At 46.8% G+C, this 17,658-nt stretch carries 21 protein-coding genes; 13 read left to right on the forward strand and 8 right to left on the reverse strand.

All coding sequences use genetic code 11. The annotated features are described in order from the left end of the window. Window positions 1–58: 58 nt before the first annotated feature. Window positions 59–565, reverse strand: coding sequence for a hypothetical protein (locus QUB33_RS16505; protein ID WP_333351654.1), 507 nt, complete (start codon window positions 563–565; stop codon window positions 59–61). A 137-nt stretch (window positions 566–702) separates the two neighbouring features. On the opposite strand from QUB33_RS16505, the gene QUB33_RS16510 reads away from it, so the two are divergent. From QUB33_RS16510 to QUB33_RS16540, 7 genes are all read left to right on the forward strand, one after another. Beyond that, complete coding sequence (locus QUB33_RS16510; RefSeq protein ID WP_333140736.1) at window positions 703–945, forward strand: hypothetical protein; 243 nt, start codon at window positions 703–705, stop codon at window positions 943–945. Window positions 946–1,258: 313 nt separating this feature from the next. After that, the gene (locus QUB33_RS16515) at window positions 1,259–2,341 is read left to right on the forward strand and encodes an ATP-dependent 6-phosphofructokinase (protein ID WP_333351655.1); all 1,083 of its coding nucleotides are present in this window, start codon (window positions 1,259–1,261) and stop codon (window positions 2,339–2,341) included. A gap of 94 nt (window positions 2,342–2,435) precedes the next feature. Continuing rightward, the gene (locus QUB33_RS16520) at window positions 2,436–2,612 is read left to right on the forward strand and encodes a hypothetical protein (protein WP_333351656.1); all 177 of its coding nucleotides are present in this window, start codon (window positions 2,436–2,438) and stop codon (window positions 2,610–2,612) included. Between the two features lie 4 nt (window positions 2,613–2,616). Further along, complete coding sequence (locus QUB33_RS16525) at window positions 2,617–3,039, forward strand: acyl-CoA thioesterase (RefSeq protein WP_190735045.1); 423 nt, start codon at window positions 2,617–2,619, stop codon at window positions 3,037–3,039. Window positions 3,040–3,289: 250 nt separating this feature from the next. Beyond that, the gene (locus QUB33_RS16530) at window positions 3,290–4,738 is read left to right on the forward strand and encodes a slr1306 family protein (protein ID WP_333351657.1); all 1,449 of its coding nucleotides are present in this window, start codon (window positions 3,290–3,292) and stop codon (window positions 4,736–4,738) included. Between the two features lie 148 nt (window positions 4,739–4,886). After that, the gene (locus tag QUB33_RS16535; RefSeq protein WP_333351658.1) at window positions 4,887–5,495 is read left to right on the forward strand and encodes a Uma2 family endonuclease; all 609 of its coding nucleotides are present in this window, start codon (window positions 4,887–4,889) and stop codon (window positions 5,493–5,495) included. Window positions 5,496–5,648: 153 nt separating this feature from the next. Further along, complete coding sequence (locus tag QUB33_RS16540; protein ID WP_333351659.1) at window positions 5,649–7,139, forward strand: DUF697 domain-containing protein; 1,491 nt, start codon at window positions 5,649–5,651, stop codon at window positions 7,137–7,139. A 192-nt stretch (window positions 7,140–7,331) separates the two neighbouring features. Here QUB33_RS16540 and QUB33_RS16545 read toward each other — a convergent pair whose 3' ends face one another. After that, window positions 7,332–8,063, reverse strand: coding sequence for a hypothetical protein (locus QUB33_RS16545; protein ID WP_333351660.1), 732 nt, complete (start codon window positions 8,061–8,063; stop codon window positions 7,332–7,334). 78 nt (window positions 8,064–8,141) lie between these two features. Further along, window positions 8,142–8,984, reverse strand: coding sequence for a TlyA family RNA methyltransferase (locus QUB33_RS16550; protein WP_333351661.1), 843 nt, complete (start codon window positions 8,982–8,984; stop codon window positions 8,142–8,144). 263 nt (window positions 8,985–9,247) lie between these two features. Here QUB33_RS16550 and QUB33_RS16555 point away from each other — a divergent pair, with 263 nt between their 5' ends. Beyond that, the gene (locus QUB33_RS16555) at window positions 9,248–9,445 is read left to right on the forward strand and encodes a hypothetical protein (RefSeq protein ID WP_333351662.1); all 198 of its coding nucleotides are present in this window, start codon (window positions 9,248–9,250) and stop codon (window positions 9,443–9,445) included. A gap of 253 nt (window positions 9,446–9,698) precedes the next feature. Here the strand turns inward: QUB33_RS16555 and apcB are convergent, their stop codons facing one another. Then, the gene (gene apcB / locus QUB33_RS16560) at window positions 9,699–10,208 is read right to left on the reverse strand and encodes an allophycocyanin subunit beta (RefSeq protein ID WP_333064367.1); all 510 of its coding nucleotides are present in this window, start codon (window positions 10,206–10,208) and stop codon (window positions 9,699–9,701) included. Window positions 10,209–10,548: 340 nt separating this feature from the next. Between apcB and glnA the strand changes: the two genes are divergently transcribed. Then, window positions 10,549–11,970, forward strand: coding sequence for a type I glutamate--ammonia ligase (gene glnA, locus QUB33_RS16565; RefSeq protein ID WP_190658238.1), 1,422 nt, complete (start codon window positions 10,549–10,551; stop codon window positions 11,968–11,970). A 109-nt stretch (window positions 11,971–12,079) separates the two neighbouring features. Here glnA and QUB33_RS16570 read toward each other — a convergent pair whose 3' ends face one another. Further along, window positions 12,080–12,520, reverse strand: a complete 441-nt coding sequence (locus QUB33_RS16570; RefSeq protein ID WP_333351663.1) for a hypothetical protein — start codon at window positions 12,518–12,520, stop codon at window positions 12,080–12,082. 121 nt (window positions 12,521–12,641) lie between these two features. Here QUB33_RS16570 and QUB33_RS16575 point away from each other — a divergent pair, with 121 nt between their 5' ends. From QUB33_RS16575 to QUB33_RS16590, 4 genes are all read left to right on the forward strand, one after another. Further along, window positions 12,642–12,923, forward strand: a complete 282-nt coding sequence (locus QUB33_RS16575) for a hypothetical protein (protein WP_333351664.1) — start codon at window positions 12,642–12,644, stop codon at window positions 12,921–12,923. Beyond that, window positions 12,920–13,153, forward strand: a complete 234-nt coding sequence (locus tag QUB33_RS16580; protein WP_333213602.1) for a hypothetical protein — start codon at window positions 12,920–12,922, stop codon at window positions 13,151–13,153. Before QUB33_RS16575 ends, QUB33_RS16580 begins: the two co-directional genes overlap by 4 nt. A gap of 303 nt (window positions 13,154–13,456) precedes the next feature. Beyond that, entirely contained in the window at window positions 13,457–14,353 is an 897-nt protein-coding gene (locus QUB33_RS16585) for a ferritin-like domain-containing protein (protein ID WP_333213600.1), read from the forward strand. A gap of 176 nt (window positions 14,354–14,529) precedes the next feature. Continuing rightward, a complete protein-coding gene (locus QUB33_RS16590; RefSeq protein ID WP_333213598.1) occupies window positions 14,530–15,033 on the forward strand; it encodes a YbjN domain-containing protein in 504 nt (167 codons plus the stop codon). A gap of 53 nt (window positions 15,034–15,086) precedes the next feature. On the opposite strand, the gene QUB33_RS16595 is transcribed toward QUB33_RS16590, so the two are convergent. The 3 genes from QUB33_RS16595 to QUB33_RS16605 form a co-directional block, all read right to left on the reverse strand. Continuing rightward, entirely contained in the window at window positions 15,087–15,545 is a 459-nt protein-coding gene (locus QUB33_RS16595) for a divergent PAP2 family protein (protein ID WP_190658220.1), read from the reverse strand. A 14-nt stretch (window positions 15,546–15,559) separates the two neighbouring features. Next, entirely contained in the window at window positions 15,560–16,486 is a 927-nt protein-coding gene (gene crtE, locus QUB33_RS16600) for a geranylgeranyl diphosphate synthase CrtE (RefSeq protein ID WP_333351665.1), read from the reverse strand. A 190-nt stretch (window positions 16,487–16,676) separates the two neighbouring features. Then, complete coding sequence (locus tag QUB33_RS16605) at window positions 16,677–17,564, reverse strand: LysR family transcriptional regulator (RefSeq protein WP_333351666.1); 888 nt, start codon at window positions 17,562–17,564, stop codon at window positions 16,677–16,679. Window positions 17,565–17,658 lie beyond the last annotated feature (94 nt).

The raw sequence follows: 17,658 nt of genomic DNA on the forward strand, positions 1-17,658 counted from the left end.
CGGCGATTGCTTCCCTTCGGATCGCAATGACCGAAATAGGTTTTAACTTAACCTGCTACTATTTCGCGGATTTCGGCGCCTTGTTTTCCGGTTCGACAGATTGCAAAGCTTCGTCGAGAATTGCCCGTGCTTCTTCGGCTTTACTTCTAGCTTCTCGATAGCGGACATTAGCTTGAGCGAAGTTTTTGAGAACCTTGAAACCATCTTTCAAACGACCAATTTCCTCGGCAGTCACAGCCTCATCGGTAAACAAAATGTCGATCGCCGCCCGGATTTTGAGTGCTTCTTCGCGGGATTCCATGACTTTCAATTTGAGACTTGCCAAATTGCTCAAAATCTGCACGGCTTCAGTAATTGCGTCCTCGCCTTCCGACGCAGCATCTTCGATATCCTTAACTTCAACAAACTGCTTGGGCCCAAATCCCTCCACGAGTTCCGTAGGCAGCTTGCCCTCATCCATGAGTTCCATCAGCCGATCCATCGCTTCTTCGCGGGCTTTGGCTGAATCTTTCCCTTTGACAGTTAAAATAATTTCGGGGCTTTGAGGAAGTGTATAGCGAACCATATTTTGACAGCCTGTGCGCGAAAACAATTGAATGATATTTTATCTTTATTCGATCGCCAGTTGCAGCTATCAATCCGCTCCATTACCAACCGCTTGCCAAAACTTGACACATATACACTCAAAAGGAACCCTCGACAATGAAAGATAAATTTCTTAACTTGCTCAACTTGTTTTTAGTAGCTGATGTGTTTTTCGTCTTTGCCATTTTTGGGTGGTTTGTGATCGCAGTAGCAGGTCGATCGACTGGCGTGAATCTCGGTTTTGATTTGTGGTACAGTCTCTGGCAGCCCGTATTTAATCCCGCCCTCGGAATTCTTATGGGGGGTGCTATTCTCAGCGGTATAATTAACCAAGTTTCTAAACGCCTCAATCCCAAGTAAAATTGATGTTTTGTTGGAGACGGTGATTGGCGATGCTACTTAGTTGGCGATCGAACTTGTGGAATGCGTCAGAGATGACGCACTCAATTAAATCGAGGAAGCTTGAAAATACATAAGTAGTCAAAAACGAGTGAAACGCTCCCCATAAGAGCGATATCTTATCAAAGCAATCACAAAAGTTATGATAGCTTTACATTCTGTAACAGAGTAAAGTTTATTTTCGCCTACCTATTTACGTCGAAAATCAGGATTGGACGATCGGGATCTAAAAATATCAACTCATGTTCTGAAGAACAAAAGTCGGGCATTAATTATGGGAGAACAAAAATGTATCGGTATTCTCACCAGCGGAGGTGACTGTGCAGGCTTAAACGCAGTTATTCGAGCCGTTGTCCACCGCGCAACGGGAACTTACAATTGGAAAGTGATGGGGATTCGTCAAGCCACCAACGGATTGATGAGTCGTCCCCCTGAAGCAATTCCCTTGGATATTGAGAAAGTAGACTCGTGGCTCACCATTGGCGGTACGATGCTAGGCACGACAAATAAGGGCGACCCTTTTGCTTTTCCGATGCCGGATGGGACTCTACGCGATCGTTCTGACGACATTATCGAAGGCTATCATCAACTAGGTCTGGATGCCTTAATTGGCATTGGTGGCGACGGCAGTCTCGCCATTCTCAGGAAGATTGCTCAACACGGCAATTTGAATTTAGTTGCTATTCCTAAAACAATAGATAATGATGTCGGAATTACCGAGCGTTCCATCGGTTTTGATACTGCTGTCAATATTGCCACTGAAGCACTCGATCGCTTGCATTTTACTGCAGCCAGTCACAGTCGCGTTATGATTGTTGAAGTCATGGGACGCGACGCTGGACATATTGCGATCAGTGCCGGAATTTCTGGGGGAGCTGATATAATTCTGATTCCCGAAATCCCTTACCAAATTTCCAAAATCTGCGCCCAAATCCAAGAACGCCAAGACCGGGGAAAAAACTACAGTTTAATTATAGTAGCGGAGGCAGTTCGCACTGAAGAAGGCGAGTTAGTAATGCACACAAATCGCTTAGGTCAAAGTCGATTAGGCGGAATCGGTCAGTATTTAGCTGATACAATTTCGGACTGCAGCGGTGCAGAAACTCGCGTCACCGTTTTGGGACATATTCAACGCGGAGGAACTCCTTCATCGCTAGAAAGATTAATTGCTTCTGCTTTTGGCGTCGCAGCAGTTGATTTAATTGCCGAAGAGAAATACGACTGCATGGTATCTTGGCAAAAGCGGGAAGTTGTGAGCGTTCCTCTGGAAGATGCGATCGCCAAATACAGACCTGTAGACTTCGATGGTACTCTGGTTAAAACGGCCCGCGGTTTAGGGATTTGTCTGGGAGACTAAACAATTACCCGTCCGATTTCTCAAAGATTTAGTCCGGGACGCACTCAGAAGCAAGAAACCGGGTTTTTCAACCGAGACTGAGGGTTTTAAGCCAGTGTATTGTCGTAAAAAAACCAAGGTGATGACCGTCTGTGCTTCCAGGACTAAGATTAACCTGGAAGCAGTGGCGTTTCAACTATTTAGTGTAACTTGCAATCAGTTCCAATCGAGTATCGACCCAGAGCGCGATCGCACTCGGAACTACAAAATACCGCAACAAGTGGAAAGGTGAGAAATTGACACCATTTACTGCACAAATTAGAGTGCGTCATTACGAAATGGACGCCCTCGGTCACGTAAATAATGCTGTCTACCAGCATTATTTAGAACACGCTGCGATCGAACATTTAGAACACTTGGGATTTACACTGGATCGCTACCGGGAACTGGGCGGCGTCTTTGTAATGCGGCGGATAGAGATTGACTATTTGCGATCGGCCGCTGCGGGCGATCGATTGGAGATATCCACTTGGATCGAACAAATGCGCGGCCCGCGCGCTGTCCGCCGCTACGAAATTCGCTTAGCTGGAAGTGACGAAATCTTGTTAAAAGCCGAGGCGCTTTGGGTTTGGGTTGAAGTTACCACCATGCGACCGCGAGCAATTCCCAAACAAATAATTGATATTTTTGAATCACAATCTCAAGCATTACCAACATAGAGAAAAAATCAACTATTATATTTGCAAAATCCTGTAAAAATCTATTGGTTTGTAGTGAGGACTTCAGTCCCCTATTCCCCGTTTGTAGAAGTGCAAAAAGTTGATTGTCGCCGGGGCCGCAAATCCCGATGACAAAAAGTCGGATCGCCCGCCTGCCAGTTTGGATGCCACAGAGGTACGATGGAATATAGGGAGGGAGGCCAAGCCGGCGAAGGTTAAGCTTGGTGACAATACCCACAGGAAGGAAAAAATGACACTTAACTTGCGGCGACCGATTTTAATAGGCGGAATAGGACTTTCAGCAGCGCTGTGGCTGCTGGAAACTCTACAGCATTCGGGTTCAGAAATGGGCGAAACGGCACTCATTGGCTTGGCTGCTGCCGGTGCGGGGTATTGGTGGTGGAAGCAACAATCCCCCAAACTCGAACTCGCACTCCCGCAACCCCTGGCGAACCGGGAAGCAGCCGAAAAAGCGATCGCGACTTCCGAAGCCACTATTAAATTGCTGGCTTCAGAAGCTCCAAACTCCGCCGATCCGGCGAATCTAACAGCAAAGCTCGATCGGCTCAGAAGCGAATTAGACAGACAAGATTTGCGGATTACCGTCACGGGCGGCAAAGCTGTCGGCAAAACTGCCTTAATTCAAGTTTTAAATTCTAATTGGGCATCTCAACACCCGCAAAAGCTTAGTTTACAAGAAACAGCACCGCTATTTGCTAATACAAATGCCGATGCCAAAATCAATGGTGATTTAGCGCTGTTTGTGACAGCGGGCGACATCACTGATTCCGAATTTCAAACATTATCTCAGCTAGCAGCAGCAGGTCAGCGCGTGCTGCTAGTCTGGAACAAACAAGACCAATATTTGCCAGAACAGCAGTCGCAGGTTTTGAACTCTTTGCAGCAGAAAATGCAAGGAATATTGGGAAACGAAGATATAATTGCGATCGCAGCTTCTCCCAATTCTATTAAAGTGCGCCAGCACCAAGCGGACGGCACATTTAAAGAACGCATCGAAAAACAAGTCTCTCAACTCGACGCGCTGACGGAAAGATTGACTAAAATCTTAACTGAAGAACGGCAACAGTTGGTCTGGGCGAGTGCAGTGCGCGAGGCTGCAAGTATCAAGTTAGAGGCAAAAACCTTATTAAATGCTGTCAGGCGCGATCGGGCAATTCCCATTATCGAACAATATCAGTACATCGCCGCAGCCACCGTGTTTGCTAATCCGGTTCCCGCTTTAGACTTGCTAGCAACAACCGCCATCAGCACCCAGCTCGTAATCGACCTCGGCGCTATCTACCAGCGAAAGTTTTCCTTAGACCAAGCTAAGACAGTAGCGGCTACTTTGGCTAATCAAATGTTCAAATTGGGATTAGTAGAACTGTCTACCCAAACTATTACTGGACTGCTGAAAAGCAATGCCGTCACCTATGTAGCAGGAGGCGCGGTGCAGGGAATTAGTGCAGCATATTTTACCAGAATAGCAGGACTGAGTTTAATTGAATATTTCCAAAGTCAAGAACTGGAAAATGCTCCCACAGGCATTTTCAATCTCGACCAGTTGACTAAAACTTTGCAAGCAGTATTTACGCAAAATCAGCAAGTTTCCTTCTTGCAATCTTTCGTCAACCAAGTGGCGAGTCGCCTTTCATCTCAGGTATCTGGGCCCGAAACCGTTAAGTCGGCGGCCAATTAAGTAAAATAAAGGAACAGGCATCTTGCCTGTTCCACAAGACACTTTTTCTGTTGTGGAACAGGCAAGATGCCTGTTCCCCCGCCGAGCCACGCAACCAGTTAATATTTTCCTTCTTCCTTCTGTTATACACTCAAAGGCAGTTTGCACGATGATACAAACTCAACCAAAAATACTAACCTTTGAAGAATTTCTAGAATACAAAGGCGAGAACAGATGCTACGAACTTCACGACGGGGTAATGGTTGAAATGCAGCCAACAGGAGAACACGAAGATATCACAGCATACCTTGTTCAACAATTTACACTGCTCTACACCCAACTGCAACTTCCCTACCGCATTGCCTCGAAAGCGCTAGTTAAGCCACCAGCTAAAGATACAGGATATATCCCTGATGTTTTGCTATTAAACCGTCAAGCTTTAGCATCCGAACCCCTATGGTTGAAGTCAGCAACAATCACCCACGGAACATCTATCCCGCTACTTGTTGAAGTTGTCAGTACCAACTGGCGCGACGATTATCTCAAAAAGTTGGCAGATTACGAAATGATGGGAATTCTCGAATATTGGATTGCGGATTATGCTGCATTGGGCGGAATACGTCATATTGGCGACCCCAAAGCACCCACGCTTTCGGTTTGCCAGCTCGTGGACGGAGAGTATAGGATTAGACAATTCAGAGGGAGCGATCGCATTATTTCACCTACCTTTCCCAATATGGAGCTGAACGTCGATCAAATTTTCCGAGGCGGAGCCTAGTGTTAGGGAAAAGAACAGGCAAGATGCCCGTTCAATATTTTTTGGAAAATTCACCGCTAAAAAATTATAAATTTATGAAAAATTGTATTAAAATAAGAAATAGGATTTATAATTCGACGATCAATTATACCTGCTTAAAAAAGCCGATCGCCAATGGCTGACAATTCCCTTCAAGAAAATCGCTTATCCCTTGCCCGCGCCAGTTTGCGCGAAGCCCTGGCGCGCTATTCCCACCTGCGCCAAGGGAAAAAAAACTCGAATAATACAGAATTAGAAGCGGCGCTGCAATATCAGTTAGATATCTTAACTTCCACCTCAGAAAAACTAGACCACAACGTCATCCGCATTGCTACTTTCGGCTTAGTCAGCCGTGGCAAGTCAGCCGTATTAAACGCGCTTTTAGGTCAAAAAATTCTGCAAACAGGCCCTCTCAACGGCGTGACTCAGTGGCCGCGTTCCGTGCGCTGGAGTGTGCCTTTATCCTTCCTTGACAGCGACGAATCCCCCCAACCCCCCCTTGGCAAGGGTGGGAAAGGAGGGGTGCAAGTAGAATTAATCGATACTCCCGGACTTGATGAAGTTGGCGGCGAAGTGCGCGGCGAAATGGCGAAACAAGTAACTCGCCAAGCTGACTTAATTCTGTTTGTCGTTGCAGGCGATATCACCCGAACTGAATATCAAGCACTGTGCGAATTGCAAACAGCTCAAAAACCAGTAATTTTAGTATTTAATAAAATTGACCTTTATCCAGAATTAGACAGAAAAGCTATTTACGAAAGTTTGCAAGCGCTGGGAAATTCTGAAGAGTTAGCAGCCGCTGCGGTAGCAGAGGAAACAGATAGCGAAAATTTGTCCGATCGCCCAAACAACTCCTCCGATAAATCTACCGCAAAATCACCGCCTAAAATTGCCAAATCATTAGAAATAGTCATGGTAGCCGCTGAACCCGCGCCGGTGCAAGTGCGGGTGGAATGGTCCGACGGAAGAGTAACTAACGAATGGGAGTCGCCACCCGCGCAGATAGACGAACTAAAAAATAAAATTCTCACAATTCTTAACAGAGAAGGTCGATCGCTCCTCGCTCTAAATGCTTTAGTTGAAGCTAGAGATGCCGAAGCAAACATTGCCCGTCACGTTCTCAAATTGCGACAAACAGAAGCCGAAGATTTAATCTGGCAATTTGCAAAATATAAAGCTTTGGCTGTCGGTTTAAATCCAGTGGCATTCTTGGATGTAATGGGAGCAAGTGTCGCAGATTTAGCCTTAATTCGCTCTTTATCCAGACTTTACGGCTTACCCATGACTGGTTACGAAGCGGGGAAACTTTGGCAGACTATTTTCTCCAGTGCTGGCGGCGTACTTTTGGGAGAATTGGGTAGCAGTTTTCTGTTGGGATTTGGCAAAAGTGCAGCGGCTGCGGCCCCGCACATCGGCTTTTCTACTTTTGCCGGAGTCGCTGTCACTCAAGCTAGTTTAGCAGCTTATGGAACCTACGCTGTCGGTCGCGCCGCCCAAGTTTACTTAGAAAAAGGCTGCACCTGGGGCCCCCTGGGACAAGATACGGTAATTCAAGAAATTCTCGCCACCATCGAGCGCAATACAATTATCGATCGCTTGCAGCAAGAGTTTAAAATTGGCAATTAAAAATTGCCCGAGTAGTTGAGTAGGGTACGTCACCAGATGGTTATTTGTGAATAATCGAAGAGCTAGGATATGACGCACCCTACTGCTTTTATTCTTATACAATTGTCAAGAAATAATGCAACTGTAGCTAAGCTCCCAACCGCGATCTTCATCCGTGATTCCCAATTCTTTAATCGAAAATCGAAAATCGTATTACCGTCTGGCAATTCTAACACCTTCCCTAAAATGGGCGATCGTCGCAATTACCGCTACAGAAAAGTAAAATATTCTAATCAGCCAAAAACAAACCCGCATTGACCAAGAAACAATAGTCGGAGCAATACCAGTGAACTGTACAAATCTGGAATTAACTTTTTTTTCAAAGCTGTCAAGGTCTTTCATCTCCGATTGTTTCGTCGGAATAACGGGAAACTGACCAGTATATACGTAATAACCGATAAAACCTGGCAATCCTACTTTTCTATTCAAAAATGAGTTAGTTAATGTTGCAGTTTGCGGAGGCGATAATTTATCAGATTCTCCTACTTTTTCCATCCAAGAATTATATCGGATGGCTGGCGTAATCATGAAAACTAAGGGAACTATAACTATCAACAAAGCCGCACTAATTTTGCGGCCGTATTGAGGGTGTAAAAGCCTTGTCGCCACACCCACTCCCATACCGATAAAAGCAAATACCAATATATTTAACAGTTCAATAATTTCGATACCCCTCAACAAATCGCCGATAATCAGAAGTGTATATAATAATTTGTCGGCTAGTAGCAGAGCGACCCACTTGATGAGAATTGAAACGCCTACAATAGTAGCTACAATCGCCACATACCCGATGGCACCTAGAACGTACAGGAAAATCGAACCGGCTTGTTTGAATGATTGCATGGAATTATTCACTAAGTGAAAGTTGAGGAGTCTGATTGACAAAATTTTTTAAAATTTAGAGCAATCTGGAGTTCCAAATTTGATTTTTAAAATAGATTAGCTTGACATCTTGAAATCAATCTACAATCGATCGACAAGTTCGCGCGCCGCCGCTTTGGTGACTTGTGCGATCCGTTCTTTCACAACATCCTCTTCGATCGCCCTCGGCTCTGTTTCTTGTTCGCGATCAATCCCCAACCATAAAAGATACTCGATATTACCCGCCGGGCCAAGTAAAGGCGACCACGTTAAGCCCCTTTCCTGCCATCCTAAAGCTGTGGCTGCCTTCCACACTTGAAAAATCGCATCGGCTTGAGTTGCTGAGTCTCGCACTACGCCTTTTTTCCCGACTCTCTCGCGCCCTACCTCAAACTGCGGCTTTACCAGCAACACCGCTTCTCGCGGTGGTACCAACAATTCCCACAGCGCGGGTAAAATCTTATCCAGGGAAATAAACGACACATCTACTACCGCCAAATCTGCTGGCGCAGAGTCGCCGTAAAGCTCAGTAGCAGTCATGTACCGCAAATTGGTGCGTTCTTTCAAAATTACCCTCGGATCGTTACGCAAGCCCCAATCTGCTTGACCGTAGCCAACATCTATGCCGTACACGAGGGCGGCGCCGGCTTGCAGCAAACAGTCGGTAAAACCGCCTGTGGAGATGCCGCCGTCGAGACAAATTCTGCCTGCAACGGGAATCGCAAAAACTTCTAAAGCTTTGGCTAATTTGTCGCCGCCTCTAGAAACATAGCGCGATCGCTCTTTAATCTGAATTTTTGCTGCAATATCTACCTCAGTGCCCGGCTTGTCAACTACCTGTTGGTTGATAGAGACTTTCCCAGTCCGAATCAAGGCCTGAGCTTGCTGTCTGGAACTGCACAAATCTAGGCTGACCAATAATGTGTCTAGTCGCTGTTTAGCCAAGGTTTCTAATCTGTACGGATAGGGTTAAGAACAGTACCAGATTAGCACTTACGCACAGGCCCGACTGCTAATTTTTGGCGATTATTTTGGTTTTTCGATCGTCGCGGGGCGATCGCCCCACCTCACATTATGTGACTGAGATCGCTTTCATTGTGTAGTTTTATCACAGATATACCTTCATAAAATCACACAATAATTTTTGCGACTAGCGGATGATTTATATGCAGCTAAAAGCGCTACAAATACCATCAGGGCGATCGACCATGAAAACAATTAACTTTCCTATCAGAAATCCTGGCAATTGTCAAGAAAATCCCCTCGCCTTCGTCAGCGGTGACATCATCCACATTCTTTACCCCAATGGCGAAGTAGAAGCAACAACCGTCGCACAAATCGCTCTGCGCGAAACCAAAAATCCCCTGAACAAATGCCTCATCTGGGGATGTGTTGACGATTTTTAGCACCACTTTTAAACAAGAATGCAATTGTAGGGAAGCTCCAAACCCTTAATTCATCAGTTATTCCCAATTATTCAAATTTTTAATCTATTATTTTTAATCTATTATTTTTAATCTGAAATCTTTAATCTAAAATTGTATAACCCATAAAAAAAGATCGCTTGGAGGCTGTGAGGCCAAAAAAAGCGATCGATCTAACTGCTGCTAACTGCCAGCCACAAGTGCAATTTGCTGTTAAAAGAATTAGCAAATTGACTTAAATATCTTGTTCGCTCAATTCGCGAATCATGTAATCAAAAGGCTGATCCAAAAAAGGCCCCACAGACAAGCCAGCAGCGGCCACCTGAGCCTTAACCATTTCCTTCATAATGCTAATCCCCATCACCGTCGGGCCAATGGGAACGCTTAGAGAATTGTAAGTTTCCCGCAAACCTTGCAGCACGCGCTCGTCGAGCACGTCGGTACTTCCAGCCACCAGGGCGTAAGTAGCATAGCGCAAGTAGTAGTCCATATCCCGCAGACAAGCCGCGTAGCGACGAGTCGTGTAGGCATTTCCCCCGGGACGGATCAGTTCCGGCTGTTCAGCAAATAGCTGGATACCAGCTTGCTTGACAATTGCCGCAGCATTGCTGTTAATCGCAGCCGCCGCCTGTACCCGTGCCGTGCCCGTTGCAAAATAAGATTTCAACCGATCGATACCATCTCGGTCTAAATACCTACCAGCAACATCATAATTTTCAATCAGGCTCGTCACTGCATCGCGCATAAGTTTCTCTCCCAAAAATCTTTATCAATACTTTGCTATCTGAGACAGACCGCCTATTGTAGACTACTACAAATCGGCGTTTGATTAAGATTTGAGATGGGATTTTCAGGGAGCGTAGTCTATCCTCGGCAAACTGCAGCAAAATTCAGCCGTTTGCCTTGTATCTTCAGCCGAAAAATAATCCACAGGGCAAGAATCACGAACTGCCCGGCCGCACTGGGAACCAATTTCAAAATTTTGTAGCCATAGATACAAAATAGTGGGTACTGAAGGCCTACGATCGCCCAAACAGTCTGAAATCGGCCGATCGCCAAGACACAACCAATATCAGGAGTAAGTCATGTTCCAGACACCCCAAGAAGCCTTAAACTACATACAAGAAAATAAGATCCAGATCGTTGACCTCAAATTCATCGATATGCCGGGGATCTGGCAGCACCTTTCCCTGTACCACGACCAAATCGACGAAAGCTCATTCACAGACGGCGTACCCTTCGACGGTTCCAGCATTCGGGGCTGGAAAGCCATCAACGAATCAGACATGACGATGGTCATCGATCCGACAACCGCTTGGATGGACCCGTTCATGGCAGAACCGACCATCAGCTTCATTTGCAGCATCAAAGAACCTCGAACCGGCGAACCGTACAGTCGCTGTCCGCGCACCATTGCCCAAAAAGCCATAGACTACTTGCTTTCGACCGGTCTCGGCGATACAGCATTCTTTGGCCCGGAAGCAGAATTCTTTATTTTTGACGACGTTCGCTTCGACCAAACCCAAAATTCCGGCTACTATTACGTAGATTCGATCGAAGGTCGTTGGAATTCGGGCAAAGAAGAAGTAGGCGGCAACCTCGGCTACAAACCGCGTTACAAAGAAGGTTATTTCCCAGTAGCACCAACCGATACATCTCAAGACATGAGAACGGAAATGCTGCTGACAATGGCAAAATGCGGCGTACCCATCGAAAAACACCACCACGAAGTCGCCACCGGCGGTCAATGCGAACTCGGTTTCCGCTTTGCAACTTTAGTACAAGCCGCCGACTACTTGCTGACTTACAAATACGTCATCAAAAACGTCGGCAAAAAATACGGCAAAACCATCACGTTCATGCCCAAACCGCTGTTTAACGACAACGGTTCCGGGATGCACGTTCACCAGTCGATTTGGAAAGACGGCCAGCCTCTATTTGCAGGCGATCAATATGCTGGTTTCAGTCAAATGGGACTGCATTACATCGGCGGTATTCTCAAGCACGCACCGGCACTTTTGGCAATCACCAACCCCACGACCAATTCCTACAAGCGTTTAGTTCCGGGCTTTGAAGCGCCTGTAAACTTAGCTTACTCTCAAGGAAATCGATCGGCATCAGTGCGGATTCCGTTGTCGGGAACCAACCCCAAAGCCAAGCGGTTAGAATTCCGTTGTCCCGATGCTACATCCAACCCGTATTTAGCATTTGCAGCCATGCTGTGCGCCGGCATTGACGGCATCAAGAATCAAATCGATCCGGGCGAACCTTTGGACGTGGATATCTACGACCTTTCCCCTGAAGAATTGAGCAAAATTCCTTCAACTCCCGGTTCCTTGGAAGGCGCTTTAGAAGCTTTGGAAAAAGACCACAGTTTCTTAACTGAAACTGGCGTATTTACCGAAGACTTCATCCAAACCTGGATTTCCTACAAACTCGACAATGAAGTCAACCCGATGCGGCTACGTCCTCACCCCTACGAGTTTGCTCTCTACTACGACTGTTAGAAAATAAATAATTAAAAATCTAAAGTTAAAAAAGGTGATTATACCATTTTTAACCTGTGATTTTTAATTAATAAGAACGCCGCCCTTAAAAGCGGCGTTTTTTTGGAGTTTAGAACTGCTGGATCAGCGCCCTGACTCTCCTGTTACCCGACACTATCAGGGCGAAGCTATTAGTAGTAGCACCCATTGTAGCCTCAGAGACATCCTCTACAGCCCATTTAGTTGCTTTCTCATCAACAATAAACAAATCGTCAGCGGTAGTGCCTTCCTGAACCCGATATATCTTATTCACAATGAAACGCTGTTGCGCCTCAGCTTTTGGTATGCCCGTAACTTCATCAGGATCGACAGAGAGGACACTGCCTTCTTTTAATGTACCTTTCGAGTTGCTTAAATTGCGATCGTCCCTTTGAGCAACCCGCACGCCGTGAAGCTGTAAACCAGGCTCTGTCTCAGAGATATTCGAGACAGCAGCTAGGACCCCACTTTTTCCCAAACCGAGAACCGCTGCACTAACACTCAAAATTAGAAAAAACTTGAAATGATTCACCGTATTTATGCTCCTTTTTTTGTGAGATTCTACACTCATTCTAAATTAGCAATTAGCAATTAACAATGACCAAAAGATGTCCGATATTTTTGTGATGATCCGCAATCAGAGTAACGTCGCCATGACTTCAGTCGACGGCATTGCGTTTGTCACTTTACTGACTCAAGAAGGACGAGTGCTGGCCGAGGAGACAGTTGACCTGTTTGAGGCCGATGTGAATTTTGATAACCTGAAGCAGGGAAAATATACTGTAGTTGTCAGGCACGAAGGCGTTGAACCTCGATCGGCAACCTGTAGTGTTACAATCACCGATGAAGATAAAGTAATCATGCTGACATTTGTTTACTTGGAGCTAGAACGGGTGCTACTCCGCATTCAAACTTCAACCGAAGAAAGACTATGACCGTGAAAGTTACTCCGCCAAATTCAATTAAAATGTTTCGCTATCGAGTACATTTCTTGGCAAAAGACCTCTGGAGGGAAAAAAACCCGATTTGTCGGATGAATCTTGCTTTACAGTTAGCCGATGTGGCGACAACTCTGGCTAGATTAGAAGTAGAAGAGGCGCGAAAATTTCAACAAGAGTCTGCTAGTGTTGAGGCTTCAGACTCGACGGAACCTGAAAAGTTTTGAGTGTATGAGGTTGCTTTGTGTGATCCACGCAACCCTTGCGTGATAGCAGTTTAAAAAAATAATGTAACTGTAGAAAAGCTCCAAACCCTGATACTCATCAGTCATTTTTAACCTAAAATCTAAAATCTAAAATGGCATGACTCGCAACTCCAAACTATTGTCATTGGTTGAGCTAGTAAAAAAATTGTCTGTATAAAATTCAATCTGCTTGCTACACAACAACTTTCAGCCCTGCGAGGGAATTGGTTGTCGAAAAAACTGCGTTACACTTATACAAGTATCTTTACAAAACAACATAAAAGTATGACAGTTGCCTATCCCCGCAAGCCGCGTAACGCAATGGGAGCGCGCGAAATTTTAGCTAATGTAGTGCGCGATCGCGAAATTCACCTGATCACCCTCAACCGCTACCGCTACAGCGAACAGCGCAGTTGCAAAGACCTCACCGACGTGATCGAACGGCTAGACGGGGAACCGGCCGAACTCGTGCGCGACCTCTCCCGGCACATTTCCGACGAAGCGCGACACGCGATGTGGCTCACCGACTTGCTGGTAGACCTCGGCCAAAATGTGGGAACGCCACCGGGAATCTCCTACATTGACGAATTTGACCGCCTGCTGAACAAAGACCAATACCGCAACCTCGATGACGGTATAATTGCAGTTTTAGCAGCAATCAATGTCACCGAAAAGCGGGGCTGCGAATTCTTCTCAGCGCACATCCACGCCCTCAAACAGGCTCCCCAAACCGCAGAAAACGTCAAAATCCGCGAAACCATCGAAAAGATTTTTCCAGAAGAAGCTGGTCACGTCCGCTGGGGCAACCGCTGGCTGGCCCAAATGGCCAACAAAAGCCCGGAACACCGCCAGAAGGTGGAACAGGCAAAGCGCAAGTATGTGGCGATCGAACAAGCAGCTTATGAATCGGGAATGGATATCATGCTGGGGGCAGAACTCCGCCGCGTCACCCGCCTAGTGGATATTGCCAACACCATGCCGATGTGGGAACGCCCGCAATACCTGATGGAACGCTTGCCCGCAAGCCTGCTGGCCCCCGACCTGCAAATGACCAGAGTCGATGTAGCTCAGCGCGCCTGGAACCGCGACCCCCAGGCATTTGTGGAGAAATTGGTGCCCATGTTCCTCAACGGCTTGAATACCATTGAGAAGAAGCCGGCGGCGACTAAGCCCAAGGCTTAAACAGGATCGCGAACCTGGTTGAAACCGCTCTGCAAGTCAAACTTGCGTCTGCCTCCGCAAACAAGCGAGATATACTGGTTCCCAGGCATAGCCTCGGAACCAGTTATTTAAAGTCATAATTTTAAGCTTTAGCCAGTAAACTGATTATTGGAATAGTTTTCCATCTAAATATAATTATGACTACCAGCGAGCCGAACATACAAACAGCTTCCGCAGAAAGCGAATCGAGGGAAAGCGCGATCGCCTCCGAGCAGGTCGAAAAAGCCACAGCCGTCACCTATGCAGAAGAAATTGAAACTGTCATCGCCAGCATGGCTGTAGACCAAAAAGTGATGGTCGGTCAAAGTGAAGCTGGCGGACATCTTTGGAAGTTCAGGTACGGCAGTGTTGAAGTGTTCGTGCAACTGACGGGCGAAACCGAAGATGATACTTTGACTGTTTGGGCTTTTGTACTGCAGTTGCCAGCGAAGAATGAAGCTCAATTAATGCGGAAAATTCTAGAAATGAATTGGCTGTCTACTTTGGAATCTCATTTTGCAATTGTTGATAATCAAGTTGCCGTAGTATCGACTCGGACGATGGCGGAAATCTCGACCGGGGAAATTTCTCGGGTTATTACTATTGTCGCCACGATCGCCGATGACAACGATGACCTGCTGCAAGCAGAATTCGGTCAGTAGTCATTAGTTAACAGTTAACAGTCAACAGTTAACAGTTAACAGTTAACAGTTAACTAATATGCAGGCCCTGCGATCCAAGCAATAGTGATTCCCAGCCCCAAACCTACAAGCACTTGAAAAGGAGTGTGTCCCAGCAACTCTTTCAGGCGAGCCTCATTAAGGTTGTGATCTTCTTCAAAAAACTCGTCAATAATTTGGTTGAGGATGCGAGCTTGCTTGCCTGCTGCTTGGCGGACGCCTGCTGCGTCGTACATCACAATAATTGCAAAGATCGCAGCGATCGCAAAGTCCGGACTTTCCCATCCCATCGTTTGTCCGACTCCAGCAGCCAAAGCGCCCACAAAAGACGAGTGAGCGCTGGGCATTCCCCCCGTTGTTACCAAATACTGAAGATTAAACTTGCGATTTTTGACCAACTCGATCGGCAACTTCATGATCTGAGCCGCCAGACAAGCGAGCAAAGCAACCACGAGTACATGATTGTTGAATATGCCGCTGCAAATTTCCTGCATAGTGTTTGGTATTTCTAGTTACTGCGGCTGGTAATAAAATCGGCGATCGCCAGCAGCGGTAGAGCTTTGCTCCCAAACACTGCCAATTGAGCCTTAGCATCAGCAACAAGCTGCGAAGCTTGGCGCCGAGACTCCTCAATTCCCCACAAGCTGGGATAAGTCACTTTTCCTGCTTGAACATCTTTGCCAGCAGTTTTGCCCAGTTCTTCTTGAGTAGCAGTAATATCCAGAATGTCGTCAATTATCTGGAAAGCCAACCCAATATTTTGAGCGAAACGAGACAGCCGCTGCAAATCGGCAGCCGAGGCCCCAGCCAGAATTGCCCCACAAACTACGCAGGCTTCTAACAGCGCGCCTGTTTTGTGAGCGTGAATGTAATTCAAAGTTTCCAGAGAAACATCTGTCTTTCCTTCGGATTCCAAGTCAACCACCTGGCCTCCTACCAATCCAGCAGCCCCGGATGCCCGCGCCAAATGGGCGATCGTCTGCAACACCTGTTGGGGGGGTACGTTCTCAGTTTTAGTTGCGATAAATTCAAAAGCATAGGTCAACAAACCATCGCCAGCCAAAATGGCGATATCCTCGCCGTAGACTTTGTGGTTCGTCAGTTTGCCGCGCCGGTAGTCGTCATTGTCCATCGCCGGCAAATCGTCGTGGATCAGCGACATGGTGTGGATCATTTCCAAAGCGCAAGCTGTGGGCATTGCCATAGATGTAGTGCCGCCGGCCAGTTCGCAGCTAGCGAGACACAGGATCGGACGCAGGCGCTTGCCCCCCGCTAGCAGCGAGTAGCGCATTGCTTCGTAAATTTTCTCGGGGTAGATGACCGGGAGTGCATTGTCGAGAGCTACCTCGATCGCCTCTTTTTGACTGACTAGATAAGTAGATAGGTCGAAAGAGGATTCCGGTTGGGACGAACCCATTTCTGTTGCCAATACCATCCCTTGCTCTCTTGTTCTGAATAGTTATGTGGGATATTGTGAGCCGTTCAGGTCGCATCGTGCCGACTTTTACGGCGCTAGTTGCTCGAACTGCGAGCATCAATTAATCATTCTACGGGTGTTGTTGCACAGAAAATCTTTGAGTTTTGATAACTTTGTCAAATTGCCAGTCAATCTAAAATTTACAATCTCAAATCTCAAATCCGCTAATGTGTCTGGCGACTTCCAAAAACCGCTGCACCGCCGCCGTTGGATCGCTGCGCCAAATTAGAGCGATCGCCACAATGCAGGTTGATTCTGGTAACGCTTTGTAAACTACCCCGCTGCGCTGGAAATTTTGCATCGACGCCGGGACGATCGCCACTCCCATCTCGGCGGCTACCAGACTCACAATGGTTTGCATTTGAATTGCTTCTTGAGCGGCGCTCGGGCTAAAACCTGCTTGCTGACAAAGACTGACGATCGCATCGTAGAGTCCCGGAGCCTGGGAACGCGGAAACAAAATGAACGGTTCGGTGGAAAGTTCGCGTAATTCAAGATGCGTGAGATCGGCCGCCGGATGCGTTTCTGGCAGTGCCACGATCAGCGGTTCTCGAAAAACGATTTCAGAATTTATCCCCTCTTCCTCAACCGGAGGGCGCACGAAGCCGATATCAATTTGCCCGAACCGCAGCCGCTGCAACTGTTCGTTTGTTGTCAGCTCGTGCAGTTCGAGTTTGACGGCGGAACACCGAGTGCGAAAGGCCTGCAAAATAGCTGGAACCACGTTGTGTGCTGCAGAACTCACAAAGCCGATCGTCAGTTGGCCGAGTTCGCCCCGACTGGTTTGTCGGCCGAGTTGAATTGCTCGATCGACTTGCTGCAGAATTTTCTCAGCCTCCTCGAAAAAAACCTGTCCCGCTGCCGTTAAATGCACCGTCCGCTTGGTGCGGCGAAACAGTTGAAACCCCAACTCTGCCTCTAAATGCTGGATTTGTTGACTCAGCGGAGGTTGGGCAATATGCAGTTTTTCGGCTGCGCGAGTGAAATTCAGTTCCTCTGCAACTGCAATGAAATAACGCAAATGCCGAAGTTCCATAGCTCCCCAATCATTTATATAGCAATCCTATATGAATTGTGAAAAGGCATCAAATCTTTTCAAGTTAGGAAAATTGAAAAGATTATATTTAGCA

The sequence above is a fragment of the Microcoleus sp. B3-A4 genome (assembly GCF_036705385.1).
Classification (GTDB): domain Bacteria; phylum Cyanobacteriota; class Cyanobacteriia; order Cyanobacteriales; family Microcoleaceae; genus Microcoleus.